This is a genomic window from Hyphomonas sp., from assembly GCF_041689225.1.
In the GTDB taxonomy this organism is placed as follows: domain Bacteria; phylum Pseudomonadota; class Alphaproteobacteria; order Caulobacterales; family Hyphomonadaceae; genus Hyphomonas.
The window spans coordinates 15,043-29,866 of the sequence record NZ_JBDNGN010000003.1 but is presented as its reverse complement, the minus strand read 5'-3'; the positions used below and the strand labels follow the sequence as shown (position 1 = coordinate 29,866).

At 62.9% G+C, this 14,824-nt stretch carries 13 protein-coding genes and 1 pseudogene; 12 read left to right on the top strand and 2 right to left on the bottom strand.

All coding sequences use genetic code 11. The features are described 5' to 3' along the window. Positions 1-221: 221 nt before the first annotated feature. Positions 222-1,118 (bottom strand): hydrogen peroxide-inducible genes activator, encoded by an 897-nt coding sequence (locus tag ACESNB_RS00310; protein WP_373002365.1) that lies wholly within the window; start codon positions 1,116-1,118, stop codon positions 222-224. A gap of 126 nt (positions 1,119-1,244) precedes the next feature. On the opposite strand from ACESNB_RS00310, the gene ACESNB_RS00305 reads away from it, so the two are divergent. From ACESNB_RS00305 to ACESNB_RS00250, 12 genes are all read left to right on the top strand, one after another. After that, a complete protein-coding gene (locus ACESNB_RS00305; protein ID WP_373002362.1) occupies positions 1,245-1,805 on the top strand; it encodes a peroxiredoxin in 561 nt (186 codons plus the stop codon). Between the two features lie 150 nt (positions 1,806-1,955). Beyond that, on the top strand, positions 1,956-2,498 hold the full coding sequence (locus tag ACESNB_RS00300) for a carboxymuconolactone decarboxylase family protein (RefSeq protein ID WP_373002359.1): 543 nt from the start codon (positions 1,956-1,958) through the stop codon (positions 2,496-2,498). 452 nt (positions 2,499-2,950) lie between these two features. Then, positions 2,951-3,466, top strand: coding sequence for a division/cell wall cluster transcriptional repressor MraZ (locus ACESNB_RS00295; protein WP_373002355.1), 516 nt, complete (start codon positions 2,951-2,953; stop codon positions 3,464-3,466). Continuing rightward, entirely contained in the window at positions 3,466-4,494 is a 1,029-nt protein-coding gene (gene rsmH / locus ACESNB_RS00290) for a 16S rRNA (cytosine(1402)-N(4))-methyltransferase RsmH (RefSeq protein ID WP_373002352.1), read from the top strand. Before ACESNB_RS00295 ends, rsmH begins: the two co-directional genes overlap by 1 nt. Further along, on the top strand, positions 4,491-4,826 hold the full coding sequence (locus ACESNB_RS00285) for a septum formation initiator family protein (protein ID WP_373002349.1): 336 nt from the start codon (positions 4,491-4,493) through the stop codon (positions 4,824-4,826). Before rsmH ends, ACESNB_RS00285 begins: the two co-directional genes overlap by 4 nt. Continuing rightward, the gene (locus ACESNB_RS00280; RefSeq protein WP_373002346.1) at positions 4,823-6,448 is read left to right on the top strand and encodes a peptidoglycan D,D-transpeptidase FtsI family protein; all 1,626 of its coding nucleotides are present in this window, start codon (positions 4,823-4,825) and stop codon (positions 6,446-6,448) included. The genes ACESNB_RS00285 and ACESNB_RS00280 overlap by 4 nt, the downstream gene beginning before the upstream one ends. Then, positions 6,445-7,881 (top strand): UDP-N-acetylmuramoyl-L-alanyl-D-glutamate--2,6-diaminopimelate ligase, encoded by a 1,437-nt coding sequence (locus ACESNB_RS00275; protein ID WP_373002343.1) that lies wholly within the window; start codon positions 6,445-6,447, stop codon positions 7,879-7,881. Before ACESNB_RS00280 ends, ACESNB_RS00275 begins: the two co-directional genes overlap by 4 nt. Next, positions 7,878-9,314, top strand: a complete 1,437-nt coding sequence (murF, locus tag ACESNB_RS00270; RefSeq protein ID WP_373002340.1) for a UDP-N-acetylmuramoyl-tripeptide--D-alanyl-D-alanine ligase — start codon at positions 7,878-7,880, stop codon at positions 9,312-9,314. Before ACESNB_RS00275 ends, murF begins: the two co-directional genes overlap by 4 nt. Beyond that, positions 9,314-10,507: a phospho-N-acetylmuramoyl-pentapeptide-transferase gene (gene mraY / locus ACESNB_RS00265; protein ID WP_373002338.1), complete on the top strand. Its 1,194-nt coding sequence runs from the start codon at positions 9,314-9,316 to the stop codon at positions 10,505-10,507. The genes murF and mraY overlap by 1 nt, the downstream gene beginning before the upstream one ends. Before the next feature lie 10 nt (positions 10,508-10,517). Continuing rightward, positions 10,518-11,933 (top strand): UDP-N-acetylmuramoyl-L-alanine--D-glutamate ligase, encoded by a 1,416-nt coding sequence (gene murD, locus ACESNB_RS00260; RefSeq protein ID WP_373002335.1) that lies wholly within the window; start codon positions 10,518-10,520, stop codon positions 11,931-11,933. After that, complete coding sequence (locus ACESNB_RS00255; RefSeq protein ID WP_373002332.1) at positions 11,930-13,081, top strand: FtsW/RodA/SpoVE family cell cycle protein; 1,152 nt, start codon at positions 11,930-11,932, stop codon at positions 13,079-13,081. The genes murD and ACESNB_RS00255 overlap by 4 nt, the downstream gene beginning before the upstream one ends. Next, a complete protein-coding gene (locus tag ACESNB_RS00250) occupies positions 13,074-14,174 on the top strand; it encodes a glycosyltransferase (protein WP_373002329.1) in 1,101 nt (366 codons plus the stop codon). Before ACESNB_RS00255 ends, ACESNB_RS00250 begins: the two co-directional genes overlap by 8 nt. Here the strand turns inward: ACESNB_RS00250 and ACESNB_RS00245 are convergent. Next, positions 14,171-14,646, bottom strand: a pseudogene (locus ACESNB_RS00245) (DUF3291 domain-containing protein). The gene ACESNB_RS00250 and the pseudogene ACESNB_RS00245 overlap by 4 nt on opposite strands. Positions 14,647-14,824: the final 178 nt, after the last annotated feature.

The following is a 14,824-nucleotide window of genomic DNA, read 5'->3' as shown; positions in this document are numbered from 1 at the left end:
CTTGCGAGCGGCAGCTGCCCGTACCTTTGACGACATCGTTAAAGCCGTCGGCGACATCTGCTCCCTCTTCACGCCCCAAGAATGCTGGAACTTCTTCAAGGCCATGAACTATGTTGCAGAGTGAGCGTACGGCGCTCTAGGCGCAAAGCCATACTGAAATCGGGAGCCCCGGAGTGCATTGCGCTTCGGGGCTTTTCCGTTTCAGGCGGGACACTGCAAGCCTAGTCCAGCGCCGCCTTGACCATCTCGCCGATCTTGCGGGCGTCGGCTTCGCGGGGGCTGCCGGATTTCCAGGCGATGCCGACCTGACGGCCGATAACCGGCGTGGTGAATTCGCGCACGGCGACGTCATGCCCGATGGCGAGGCCGTGATCCATTGCCAGCCGGGGGAGGAGGGAGACGCCGAGCCCGCCGGCCACCATGTTGACCAGCGTGCCGAGCGACGTTGCCGCGACCTGCCCGGCATGGTTGCCTGTCTTCAGGCGGCAGATGGACAGGGCATGGTCGCGCAGGCAATGGCCGTCCTCGAGCAGGAGAATGTCTTCCCCCGCGAGATCATCCGGCGAGAGGCCGTTCTTCCGGGCCAGTGGATGACTGATCGAGGAGGCGAACAGGAATTCATCATCGAACAAGGGCAGGGTCTCGATACCAGGCGCGTCCCAGGGCAGGCCGATCAGCGCGGCGTCCAGCGTGCGGGTGCGGAGCTGGTCGATGAGCCGGGTCGTCTTGTCTTCGTGCAAATAGAGCTTGAGGTCAGGATACGCGTCGCCGAGCGCCCGAACGGCCTGTGGGAGGACGAAAGGGGCGATGGTCGGGATGGCGCCGAGATGGAAGGGGCCAGTCAGCAGGGCGCCGGCGCTCTGGACGGCCTGGACGAGGGCGTGGGCATCCGCGATGAGGGCGCTGGCGCGGGATGCAGCCAGTTCTCCGGCATGCGTGAGGCGGGCGCCGCGCGCTTCGCGATCGGCCAGCCGGACGCCCAGCAATTCCTCTAATTCCTTGATGCCGGCCGAGAGAGTCGGCTGGGTCACATAGCAGGCTTCAGCGGCGCGCGAGAAGGAGCCGGTATCGCCGAGCGCGGTGAGAAACTGGAGCTGTCTGAGGGTCGGAATTGCCATAGAAGGGATTTATGTCACCGGTAGAGAATATCAATTATTCTTTTGGGTGAAATGGCGGCACGTGCGCTCTTATCGAGCCTCCACCGGGCTCGGTCACTGTAATAATTGCAACAGGATACCTCCCAAATGCTCGGCATTGGCCAGAAACTTCCCGACTTCAAGATCACCGGCGTCAAACCAAAGTTCATGCAGCACGAAGAGAACGGCATCAGCGCGTTCGAGGCGCTCGATCAGAACAGCTTTGAAGGTAAGTGGAAGGTAATTTTCTTCTACCCGAAGGACTTCACGTTCGTCTGCCCGACCGAGATTGCCGAATTCGCGCGCCTGAATGGTGAGTTCGAGGATCGCGACGCGGTTGTGCTTGGCGGCTCGACCGACAATGAGTTCGTGAAACTGGCCTGGCGCCGCGAGCACGCGGACCTGGCTGAACTGCCGATCTGGCAGTTCGCCGACACGACCGGCTCGCTGGTTGACGGCCTTGGCGTGCGCAATGCGGAAGAGGGCGTTGCCTATCGCGCGACCTATGTGGTCGATCCGCACAACGTGATCCAGCACGTCTACGTGACCAATCTCAACGTGGGCCGCAACCCATCGGACACGCTGCGCGTGCTTGATGCGCTCCAGACCGACGAGCTCTGCCCTTGCAACCGCCAGGTTGGCGGCGACACGTTGGTGCTCGCCGCCTAGGCTGCGCGTTTCCTTATACCGCCATGCAGAACCGGGTTGGCCGGCCTTACTTCTCCGTTGGGGGAGGCCGGTCAACCTGGCCGCGCGCAAGTCATCTGGCGCGCGGCCGCATGGCGCTTTTTCTCCCCTCCTGCCTGAAAGGACGTCTTGATGTCGCTCGAGACCTTGAAATCGAAATTGCCGGATTATGCCAAGGACCTGAAGCTGAACCTCGGCTCGCTGGCGAATGAAACGATCCTGACCGAACAACAAAAGTATGGCTGCATGCTGGCATCCGCCCACGCTGTCGGCGAACCGCACACGCTGCGCGCGCTGGACGCCGAAGCCCGCAGCAAGCTGAGCCCGGAAGCAGTGAAGGCGGCGAAAGCGGCCAGCGCGATCATGGGCATGAACAATGTCTATTATCGCACGACGCACCTTTTCTCGAATGAGACCTACAAGACCGTGCCAGCGAAGCTGCGTATGAACGTGATCGGCGCACCGGGCATCGAGAAAGCCGATTTCGAACTTTACGCACTCGTCGTGTCGGCTGTGAATGGCTGCGGCATGTGCCTTGATGCCCATGAGGCCGAACTGCGCAAGCACGGATTCACCACAGACCAGATCCAGGCTGGCGTCCGCATCGGCTCTGTCGTCAACGCGGCCGCCCGGGTTATGGCGGCGGAATCGGCATTGGAAGCCGAGCCTGCCTGACCACGTACACTTGCTCGCACATCGCGCCCCCGGAGCCAGGCTGCGGGGGCGTTTTTCTTGAGGAGGCCGTGTATTCGTGCGCTGTTGGCGCGATCCAACTCAAGGATTCAGAAAAGCAGATGATGATTTTAGGCGCATTCCGACATTGATTTGATACAATGTCAGTTGGATTGGTGCGATTTCCCAGTCAAATTCAGCGCGCAATATATTGCGACAACACGTGTCGGCAAACCACTGATTCGGAACGACAAAATACACCATTCCCATGCCGGCCCAAGGCCGTGTTCCGCCGTGTTCCCTATGTGTGCATTTTATGTTCCGGACCACGCTGGTTGTGGATATTCGGATTCACCGACTCAACCCATTGAGGCCCATCCTCACCCATGATATTCCAAATTTACACATGGTTTACCCATGCTGGGGTTTAGGCATAATAATTACAGGGTTGGCGGGTGTTTGTTTCCACCTACGAGAGCGCTATTGATGTAAAAGGCCGGGTTTCCATTCCTGCGCCTTTTCGTGCAGCGCTTGGCGGTGGCACCCGAATCTTTCTCTGGCAGGCGCTGGACGGGTCCGGCTGCCTCGAAGGCGGCGGCGAGGCGCTTATGGCCATGTACCGGGCGACGCTGACGCGCCTGGCCCCGCAGTCGGAAGTACGCAAGGCACTGGTGACCCGCATCATCGCAGGATCAGCCGACCTCAAGATGGACGAGACCGGGCGGATCAAGCTGCCCGAGGACCTCTGTACCGCTGCGGAGTTGACCGATCGGATCAAGTTCGCCGGTAATATCGACAGTTTCCAGATATGGAATCCCGAAAAGCACGCAGCCTTCAACACGGCCATGGCAACCGCTGCGGCCGCCCCTGAAACATTGGCCGCCTTTGGACGGGCCTATTCCGAAGTCCTGCACCAGCAGGGTGCAGGCGCCTATCCGGCCCCGAAACCGGTCGACGGGAGCGAAGGTTGATGAGCGCACGCCACACATCTGCCCGTCCGCCGGCCTTCGGGCACAATCCCGTGATGATGGACGAAGTCCTCACATGGCTTGCGCCGCAGGATGGTGAGCTGATTGTCGATGGCACCTTCGGCGGTGGCGGGTATACGCGGGCGATCCTGCTGGCCGCGAAGTGCAATGTGCTGGCGATTGATCGCGACCTCGACGCGATCCAGCGGGCCGAAAAGCTTGCTGCGGAAACACCGCGCCTGACGCCACTGCTCGGCCGGTTCGGCGAAATGGATGCGCTGGTGATCAATGCCGGACACGCGTCGGTCGACGGTGTCGTGCTGGATATCGGCGTTTCGAGTTACCAGATCGATGAGGGCGAACGGGGATTCTCGTTCATGAAGGACGGTCCGTTGGACATGCGCATGGGCGCTGCCGGACCGACGGCAGCTGATGTCGTCAACACGATGTCCGAGCACGATCTGGCGAATATCATCTTCCGGCTTGGCGAGGAGCGGCAGGCGCGGCGGATCGCGCGCCATATCGTGCAGCGCCGGGCCCAGCAGCCCTTTGAAACGACGGCGGACTTCGCCGATGCGGTCGAAGTGGCCGTCGGTGGGCGCCGGGGCGCGCGCACCCATCCGGCAACTTTGACCTTCCAGGCCATTCGCATGTACGTGAACGACGAGCTCGGCGAGCTGGCCCGTGCCTTGTGCGCTGCCGAGCGCATCCTGCACCCCGGCGGTCGGTTGGTGATCGTTGCGTTCCATTCGCTGGAAGACCGTATGGTCAAGCAATGGTTACGCGACCGGGCCGGCAAGCAGAGTGGGGGCTCGCGCCACATGCCGCTTATGGCCAAAGGGCCGGATCCGACGTTCGAACTCGCTGTTTCCAAAGCAATTGTTCCGTCTGATAAGGAAGTGGAAGGCAATCCGCGCGCACGTTCAGCCAAGCTGCGGGCCGCGATCCGAACCAGCGCGCCCGTGATCGAGGAAGACGCCAGCGACGGCATGAACCTGCCGCCCCTGTCGGACCTGGAGGATGTGGCATGAGTCGACGTGCTTTCCTGTTTGGAATCCTGGTTGTGGGCTTGCTGATCGTGAGCCTGTACCGGGCGAAATATGGTGCCAAGGACACAGCGTCCGAGATCATGGCTGTTGAAGCCCAGATCGAGGATGCGCGGCACGAAAAAGCGCTGCTTGAGACCGAGTTGTCACATATGAGCCGGCGTGAATGGATCGAGGAATATGCCCGTGGCGAGCTGGGCATGGCCCCGCCACGACCTGACCAGATTGCCGGTGAATCCGATCTCGACGAGGTTATCGGCCTGCCGGTCACGTCCGGCGTGGCGCCAGAGCGTGAACAGACGGAGGGCGCCAGATGACCGAACGCGCCCGCGACCGGACACGGCTGGTAGGACTCGGCCTCGGTGCCCTCTTCGTCATCCTGGCGGGCAAGGGCGGCTATCTCGCGATCTCATCCACGCCGGCCCGTGCGCACAGCGCCGCCAAGATCGACGCGCATGTTCGCGCCGATATCGTGGACCGCAACGGCGAACTCCTGGCGACGTCCGTGACCGCCTATTCGCTGGTCGCCAATCCGAAACTGATCTGGGATGCCGGCGATGTTGCCCGGTCGCTGACAAGCGTGTTCCCGGACATCCGGGTCGCCGACCTGACTGAAAACCTGTCGAACGAGGCGCGCGAGTTTGTCTATGTCAAACGCGGCCTGACGCCCCGCCAGCGCAAGGCCGTGTTCGACCTCGGGCTGGAAGGCCTGCGGTTCGAGGAAGAGAGCCGCCGGGCCTATCCGCGGGGCACGCTGGCCGGTCATTTGCTGGGTTATACCAATGTTGACGGCAAGGGCATTGGCGGCATCGAATATGCGCTGGAAAGCCGGCTGAGCCGCGGCGGCGAACCCCTTCGCCTGACCATCGACAACAGTGTCCAGTCTGCCGTGGAGTCTGAGCTTTCGGCTGCGGCTGCCGAGCATGACATCCAGGGCGGCGCCGTGATCCTGATGGATGCCCATTCCGGGGAAGTGCGCGCCATGGCCAGCTGGCCGCCGGTCGACGCCAACCGGGCGCTGGAGCTCAAGCGCGATGACACGGCCCAGTTGAACCGGGCAACCGGTGCGGTGTACGAACTCGGCTCGGTGTTCAAGCCGTTCACGGTGGCTGCCGCACTGGAAGCGGGCGCGATCAAGCCGACGGACCTGTTCGACGTGAAGACGCCAATGGAGATCCGTGGCTACATGATTCACGACCTGCATCCGATTGGCGGCCCGGCCAGTGTCACCCGGATCATCTCGGAAAGCTCGAACCTCGGCACGGTGCATATCAATGCCAAGCTGGGTCCGCGTCGCCAGAAAGCCTTTCTCGAAACCCTGGGCCTGATGGGCCGGGCGCCCATCGAACTGGCTGGCAGTGCGAATCCGATCCTGCCCGAACGGTTTGACGACCTGTCGGCGGCGACCGTGTCCTATGGGCATGGGATCGCAGTGACCCCGATGTCGTTTCTCGACGCGTTCTCGGCGTTTGCCAATGGCGGCGAGCGGGCCAGCCCGACGCTTGTCATGGACGAGACGCGCAAGGTGGCGCCGGTGCGGGTAATGTCGGCCCTGACAGCCGACATGGTCAATGTGATGATGCGCGAAGCGGTCGTGAACGGCACGGGCAAGCGGGCCGACGTCGCCGGCTATGGCGTCGCCGGCAAGACCGGCACGGCGGAAAAACCGGTCGACGGCGGCTATGACGACACCCGTAACGTGACCAGCTTTGCGGCCATATTTCCTTATGACCGCCCGCAATATGCCCTGATCGTGACGTTGGATGAACCCAAGGCCGGGGCGGAGCGTGGCGATACAGCTGCGCTGAACGCAGCGCCGACGGCCGGACGCATCATCGAACGTGTCGCGCCTTTGCTCGGGCTCGCCCCGCATTTCGAAGGTGTCCGGCCTGCCGGTGCTGAACTCCGCTCTGCATCTGATGAGAGGAGTTCCCTGTGAAGCTGAAAGACCTGTTTCCCCTCGCCGAAGACGGCGACACCGAGATCACCGGCATGACGGCGGACAGCCGCAAGGTGCAGCCGGGCTTCCTGTTCGCGGCCCTGCAGGGCACCGCCTCTGACGGACGCAAGTTCGTGCCGAAGGCAGTCGAGGCTGGTGCAGCGGCGATCCTGTCCGATGGTGGCGTCGAGAAAGTGCCTGTGCCGCATGTGATCGCCGACGAGCCGCGCCTGGCGCTGGCCCTTGCGGCCAAGCGTTTCCACGCGTCCCAGCCGGAGACGGTGGTTGCGATTACGGGCACGAACGGAAAATCATCCACTGTGGATTTCCTGCGCCAGATCTGGACGCGGGCCGGGCTGGGCGCTGCCTCGATGGGAACGCTTGGTGCGATTGGCCCGGGCGGCAAGATCGATGTCGGCCACACGACGCCGGACCCTGTGACGATCCATGAGACGCTGCGCGAGCTGGTGCGCCAGGGCGTGACGCATTGCGCGATGGAGGCCTCGAGCCACGGCCTCGAACAGTTCCGCCTCGACGGTGTTGACCTGGCGGCGGTGGCCTTCCTCAATTTCACGCAGGACCATCTCGACTATCACGCCACGATGGAAGCCTATCTCGAAGCCAAGCTGCGCCTGTTCCGCCAGTTCGGGAGGCAGGGCATGCCTGCCATTGTGAATGCCGACAGCGACCATCGCGACGTATTCGAGGCAGCTGCGAAAGAGGCGGGCCTTCAGATCGTGTCGTTCGGCTGGCGCGGTGAGGACCTGTGGATCGACGAGATCATGCCGCGCGCCACCGGGCAGGTGCTGACCCTGTTCTGGCGCGATGTGGAGCACAAGCCGCTGGAGCTGCCGCTGATCGGCGAGTTCCAGGCGCTGAATGCGCTGGCTGCAGCGGCGATTGCGTTGTCGCTCGGCTTGTCGTTCGAGCAAGTGGCTGATGGCCTGACCCATCTCCAGCCGGTCAAGGGACGGCTCGAACTGGTCGGCAAGACACCGGCCGGGGCAGGGGTGTTCGTGGATTACGCCCACACGCCGGATGGGCTGGATGTATTGCTGCGGGCCGTGCGCCCGCACACAGCCGGACGCCTCAAGGTGATCTTCGGCTGCGGCGGCGACCGCGATGCCAAGAAGCGCCCGATCATGGGCGAGATTGCTACGCGCCAGGCCGATGATGTGATCGTCACTGACGACAATCCCCGTACGGAAGACGCCGCCACGATTCGCAAGGCCGTGCTCGCCGGTGCGCCGGGTGCGCGCGAGATCGGCGACCGGGATGTGGCGATCCGCACGGTGATCGCGGAACTGAAAAAGGGCGACACGCTGGTGATCGCCGGCAAGGGCCACGAAACCGGCCAGATTGTCGGCAAGACGGTCATCCCGTTCTCCGACCAGGACACAGCGCTGTCGGCGCTGGCAGGGGAGCACGCATGAGCCAGCTTCTCTGGACCTCCGAAGAAATCGCGCTGGCAACGGGCGGCACGGCCAGTGACCCGTTCTGGGTGTCGGGCACGATTTCGATCGATACGCGCACGCTGGTGCCGGGCGACCTCTTCGTAGTACTGCAGGACCAGCGCGACGGGCATGACTTTGTCGAAGCCGCCTTCAAGGCGGGCGCGGCCGGCGCGCTGGTGTCGAAACCTGTCACGGGCGGCCCGACCATTATGGTCGGCGATGTGCTGTCAGCGCTGGAAATGATGGGGATCGCGGCGCGGGCCCGGTCCGGCGCGATCCGCACGGCGGTGACCGGCAGCGTGGGCAAGACGAGCGTCAAGGAAATGCTGGCACGGATCTATCGCGCAGCCGGCCCGGCGCACTGGAACGTCAAGAGTTTCAACAATCACTGGGGCGTGCCGCTGACGCTTGCGCGGATGCCTGAAGCGACCGAGCGCGCGGTCTTCGAGATCGGCATGTCGACGCCCGGCGAGATTGCGCCACGCAGTCATATGGTGCGGCCACACATCGGTATCGTGACCTGCATTGCCGGCGCACATCTCGAAGGCCTTGGCAGCCTCGAAGCCGTGGCCAATGAGAAGGCGGATATTTTCGCAGGCATGGAAGCAGGTGGCACGTTCATCCTGCCGGCCGATGATGCGTTCCTCGACCAGCTGTCAGCGCGTGCGCGTGAGCTCTGCCCGACGGGAAACCTCGAAACCTTCGGCACGGCGGAAAACGCCACTGCGCGGGTGACGAGATATGAAACAAATGGCGTGACCAGCCGTATCAGCATCGACGTGATCGGTCAGCGTGCGGAACTGGAAATCGCAGCCGTCGGCAAGCATTGGGCGGTCAACGCGGCCGCGGCGCTTCTTGCGGCAAGCCAGACGGGACGCTCGGTTGCCGATTGCGCTGAAGCCCTGTCCGGCTACTCACCGCCGCCAGGGCGCGGCACTGTGGAACAGATCGCCCTGCCGCAGGGTGGCCACTTCACGCTGGTCGACGATGCCTACAATGCCAATCCGGCCAGCATGCGCGCTGCCCTCTCGGCGCTCGCGCAGCGTCAGGGCGGCCGCCGCCTTGTGGCGCTCGGCGAGATGCTGGAAATCGGCGAGGAGTCGGCGCGCGAACATGCCGGGCTTGCGCCGGATGTCGTAGCGAGTGGGGCAGAAGGCGTCTTCCTTGCGGGTGACAAAATGACTCACCTTGCAGAGGCCCTTCCACCCAGTCTGCAACAGGTATGGGCACCCAAGGCGGATGAGCTGTGGAATGCACTGCTAAACGCAGTGAGAGATGGCGACGTGCTATTGCTCAAAGGGTCGAATGCCTCCGGAATGGGACTTATTGCAGACCGCTTGCGCCAAAGAAGTGCAGCGGCTGGTTTGGGCAAGATGGATAGCAGCGACGAAGACGCTGCAGAGGTCAGGTGATGCTGTACGAATGGTTGGCCGCGGATAGCGGTTTCTTCAACTTACTGAACTATATCACCTTCCGCGCCGGCGCAGCCGTTGTGACGGCGTTTCTGGTGACAGTGGTGTTTGGTGACGTGATCATCAACATGCTCCGGGCCCGGCAGGGCAAGGGCCAGCCGATCCGTGACCTGTCGCTTGAAGCGCAGATGTCGAAGCAGGGCACGCCCACGATGGGCGGCGTCCTGATCTGGATCGGCCTGCTGGTCGGCGTGCTGCTCTGGGGCAATCTCACCAATCCTTATGTCTGGGTCGTGCTGTTCGTGACGCTGTCCTACGCAATGCTCGGATTTCTCGACGATTATGCCAAAGTGACCAAGGAGAGCGCCGAAGGCGTCTCCGCGCGGGCGCGCCTTCTGATCGGCTTCGGCATTGCCGCTGTCGCCTGTGCTTTCGTGATGGGCCTGCACGGCGCACATACACCCGCCGGACACGCCGAGTGGGGCCCCCTGAACGGCCTGGCCGAACAGATTGCCAACCTTGCGCCGACGACCTCGGTGAAGCCAGCTGACCCGGCCTTTTCGGGCGGCGTTGCGGTGCCCTTCGTGAACAATTATTTCCTGCCGCTGGGCGGCTTCTTCATCCTGTTCGGCATGATCGTCGTCGTCGGTAGCGCCAATGCGGTGAACTTCACCGACGGCCTCGACGGACTGGCGATCGTGCCGATGACTTTTGCTGCCGCCGCCTATGCGATGATCGCCTACCTCACGGGTAACTTCGTTTTTGCCGAATATCTCGGCATCCAATTTGCGCCGGGCGCAGGCGAGATTGCCGTCCTGCTGGGCGCGATGATCGGCGCGGGCATGGGCTTCCTCTGGTACAATGCCTATCCGGCCAAAGTCTTCATGGGCGACACCGGTTCGCTCGGCCTTGGCGGCATGCTGGGCATCGTGGCCGTGGCGACCAAGCACGAGTTTGCTCTGGTCGTCATTGGCGGCCTGTTCGTGCTCGAAGCCCTCTCGGTCATGTTGCAGGTCGGCTGGTTCAAGATCACCAAGCGCCTGACGGGTGAAGGCAAGCGCATCTTTCTGATGGCGCCGCTGCACCACCACTTCCAGAAAAAGAACTGGCCGGAAACGCGCGTCGTCGCACGCTTCTGGATCCTGTCTGTCCTGTTCGCCCTCGCGGGCCTCGCAACTTTGAAGCTGAGGTAACCCGCAACCCATGATCCCCATTACGGAATACGCAGGACGGGATGTCGCCGTGTTTGGCCTTGGCCGGACAGGCCTCAGCGCAGCAAAAGCGCTGAAGGCTGGCGGCGCGCGCGTCCATGCGTGGGATGATAATGAGGACATACGCAACAAGGCCGAAGCCGCCGGGATGACGCTGTCCGACATCAACAAGCGCGACTGGCAGACCTTTGCTGCGCTCGTCCTGTCGCCGGGCATCCCCTACAAGTTCCCGCAACCGCACCGGATCGTGCGCATGGCCGAGATGACCGGCGTGCCTGTCGTCGGGGACATGGAACTTTTTGCGCGGGCCGTTCAGTCGCTGCCGGAACGTGGCCGGCCGAAAATCATCGGTATTACCGGGACCAATGGGAAATCGACCACGACGGCGCTGATCGGGCGCATCCTGAAGCAGGCTGGCCGTGATGCGCGCATCGGCGGCAATATCGGCACCGGCGTGCTGGACCTTGCCGCCCTGCACGCCAATGCCGTCTATGTGCTGGAACTGTCGTCCTACCAGCTGGACCTGGTGAAAAGCCTGCACTGTGACGTTGCCGTGCTGCTGAACATGAGCCCCGACCATCTCGACCGTCATGGCGGCATGGAAGGCTATCAGGCTGCCAAGATGCGCATCTTCCAGAACCAGCAAAAGGGCGATGTCGCCATCGTTGGCTTCGACGACGTCATCACGCAGTCGATTGCGATCGGCCTCGCCGGGCATGGCCCGGGCCGTGTCGTGCATGCATCCTCGACCTACACGCTCGGCCGCGGCGTCAGCGCGATTGATGGCCGCCTTTATGACAACCAGTCGGGCAAGGCCGAATTGATCGGCAACCTGGCCGACTGTCCCTCATTGCCGGGCAAGCACAATCATCAGAATGCCGCTGCAGCCTATGCGGTCTGCCGGGCACTCGGCATCGAACAACACGTTATCATGGCCGGGCTCAAGACTTTCCCGGGCCTGCCACACCGACTGGAAACCGTTGGTGAAGTGGACGGTGTCCGCTTCGTCAATGATTCCAAGGCGACCAATGCCCAGGCCGCCGAGCAGGCGCTGAGGGCGTTCAAGAATGTCTATTGGATCGCCGGCGGCGTACCCAAGGCGGACGGGATCGAACCGCTGGAATCCCTGTTCCCGAACGTGGCCAAGGCCTATCTTATCGGCGATGCAGAAACGGCCTTTGCCGCGACACTGAAGGGCAAGGTCGCGCTGCAGAAGTGCGGCACGCTGGAAAAGGCTGTCGAAGCGGCGTTGCGCGATGCGCGGGCGTCAGGCGAAGACGCTCCCATCGTGCTGCTGTCGCCCGCCTGCGCCAGTTTTGACCAGTTCCAGGACTTCGAACATCGCGGCGATGTGTTTCGTTCGATCGTCCAGGCGATGATGCCGAACGAGATCAGGGTGACGGCTTGAACCCAGCACCCGCCGCCTTGCAGTTTGCCCGGTCCGACACGTCGTGGCTGACCGAATGGCGGCGCACGGTAGACTGGGGACTGATGGGAGGCGCGTTTTTCCTGATCGCTATCGGCCTGTTGATGTCACTGGCGGCGGGCCCGACGGCGGCGATCCGCATCGGCTACGAGAACGAGTATTTCTTTGTCATCCGGCAGGCGGCCTTTGCCGTGTCGGCGGCTGTGCTCCTTATCGGTGTCAGCATGCTCGACCAGACATGGGCGCGGCGCCTTGCGACGCTCGTATTCTTCGCGGCGTTGGCGCTGATGGTGTGGATCCTTGTGTTCGGGCACGAGGCCAAGGGCGCGCAGCGCTGGCTGCGGATTGCGGGCTTTTCCCTTCAGCCGAGCGAGATGGTCAAGCCGGCGCTGATCGTACTGAGCGGCTGGCTGCTGGCCCAGCGAGAAACCTATCCAAGCGGCCCGTGGGCGGTGATTGCGTTCGTGTTCTATGCGGTGACTCTGGGATTGCTGCTGCTGCAGCCCGATGTCGGGCAGGCGGCGCTGCTGACGGCGGCGTTCGTCATCACGTTCTTTATCAGCGGGCTGCCCTGGAAATGGGCCGCCGCGTTCGCAGGCGGCGGCGTGTCGCTGGCGGGCCTGCTGTACGCGCTGTTGCCGCACGTCCGTGCGCGCGTGAACAGTTTCGTCGACCCATCGGCTTATGACACATACCAGATCGACAAGGCGGCCGAAGCCATCGGGCGTGGTGGCCTGTTCGGCGTCGGCCCGGGGGAGGGCATGGTCAAGGCGAGCCTGCCGGACGCGCACACCGATTTCATTTTCTCCGTCATGGTCGAGGAATTCGGGCTCGTGGCGGCGATCGTGCTGCTTGCTGTGTTCTCTCTCATGGTGCTTCGCGGCTTCCGCGCCGCAGCCCAATTGGATGACGGCTATGCCCGGGCAGCGGCGGCCGGATTGTTCTCCTTGTTCGGCCTGCAGGCTGCCATCAACGTCGCTGTCAACGTTGCCCTTATCCCGCCGAAAGGGATGACACTGCCTTTTGTGTCATATGGCGGCTCGTCCATGATCGGCACAGGATTGACACTCGGGCTTGCACTGGCCCTTGTGCGCGGACAAGGTACGCGCACAAGAGGCAGGTATGGGTGACGTAAACACCGGAAAATTGGTGATAATTGCGGCAGGTGGCACCGGCGGGCACATGTTCCCGGCCAGGGCCTTTGCCGATGAAATGCGTACGCGTGGTTGGACCGTCGGATTGATCTCCGACTATCGCGGCCTGCGTTATGCCAGCGACTTTCCGGCCGAGTGGAAAGAAGAGGTGAATGCCGCTTCACCGAATTTCCGCAAGCCGTGGACGCTGCCGGCGGCGGCTCTGAAGATCAAGTCAGGTATCAACCGGGCGGTGCGCCTGATCGATCAGACGATGCCGGCGCTTGTCGCCGGGTTCGGAGGGTATCCGGCATATCCTGCACTCGCTGCTGCGAAAAAGCGGAAGGTGCCGATCATCATTCATGAGCAGAATGCGGTGCTGGGGCGGGTGAACCGCCAGTTCGCCCAGCATGCCAAACTGGTGGCCAGCGGATTCAACCGGCTCGACTTCCTGCCGTCCGGCGCGGCCCATATGCCCATCGGCAATCCGGTGCGCGCACCGATCGTTGCGATGCGCGACACGCCGTATCCGCCCACCGACGGCAAACTGGTCCTGTTCGTCACCGGTGGTAGTCAGGGCTCCAGCATATTCGGCGATACGGTGCCGCTGGCCATTGCCAACTATTTCCCGGCGTCTTTGCGCGGGCGTCTCAAGGTCGTCCAGCAGGTCAGGGAAGAGCAGATGGAGGGCGTGCGCAACATCTACCGGCGCGCGCAAGTCGATGCTGATCTTGCGCCATTCTTTGCTGACATGCCGGAACGCCTGGCCTCCGCGCACCTGGTCGTGGCCCGGTCTGGCGCAGGCACGGTGAGCGAACTGGCGGTGGTCGGGCGGCCGTCGATCCTGATCCCGCTGGCGATTGCCATGGATGACCACCAGTCAGCGAACGCCGAGGCGCTCACCGATGTCGAGGCGGCCGATGTGATCCTGGAGAGCAACCTTTATCCGAAACTCCTCGGCAGCCTGATTGCGGTGCGCCTGGAGCACGGTGACGACCTGCGCCAGCGCGCGGCGGCGGCCAGGTCGGTCGGCAAGGTCGACGCCGCGAGCGATCTCGCGGACATGGCCGAACGTGTGGCCGAACTTTAGGCAACCGCCGGACGGCAGCCATGTGTCCTGTGCATCTGTGCGGCGCGTAGCCAGCCCCACTCGAAGGCGTCATCCGTGTCGCCGTCGCGCTCGCGCCCGGCCAGCCGTTCGAGCGCTTCGTCCAGAGTCGGTTCATGACCTGCAGGCACCCACCACATGACGAAATGCATGTCGCCCATCATCTCGAACCATTGTTCGCGGCGTTCGGAGAACTTGCGGTGCACGGTGCCCCAGACAAATCGCTCAAGGCTTGTCACGTCTTCCCACACGGTGAGGTTGGTAACGAATTGAGGATCGCCGTAGATCTTGGCGTCTGTATTGCCCTCTCCGGGTTCGCCTGACCCTTCCATCATCCAGACAAAGCCGGGCATCCGTTGATCATGTCCAGGTTGTCCATGAATTCCTTGACGCGGAGGTCGTCGGTTGGCGCGACCAGGCGCCCGATATTGATTTGGGCCAGGTGCATTTTCATCGCATTTTCCTCTCGCCCCCAAAGCGCCGCAACGGTCGCCGGGTTGTGCCAATCAATGGCCATGATTGGCATGAAGGTAATTAACTGAGGCGCCAGACGCGGAATTTCAATGGTTTGGGGTCCTTGCCTGCGGAATGCGCACCACGGTAACGCTAGCACTTACGTTTTTCACTGACTG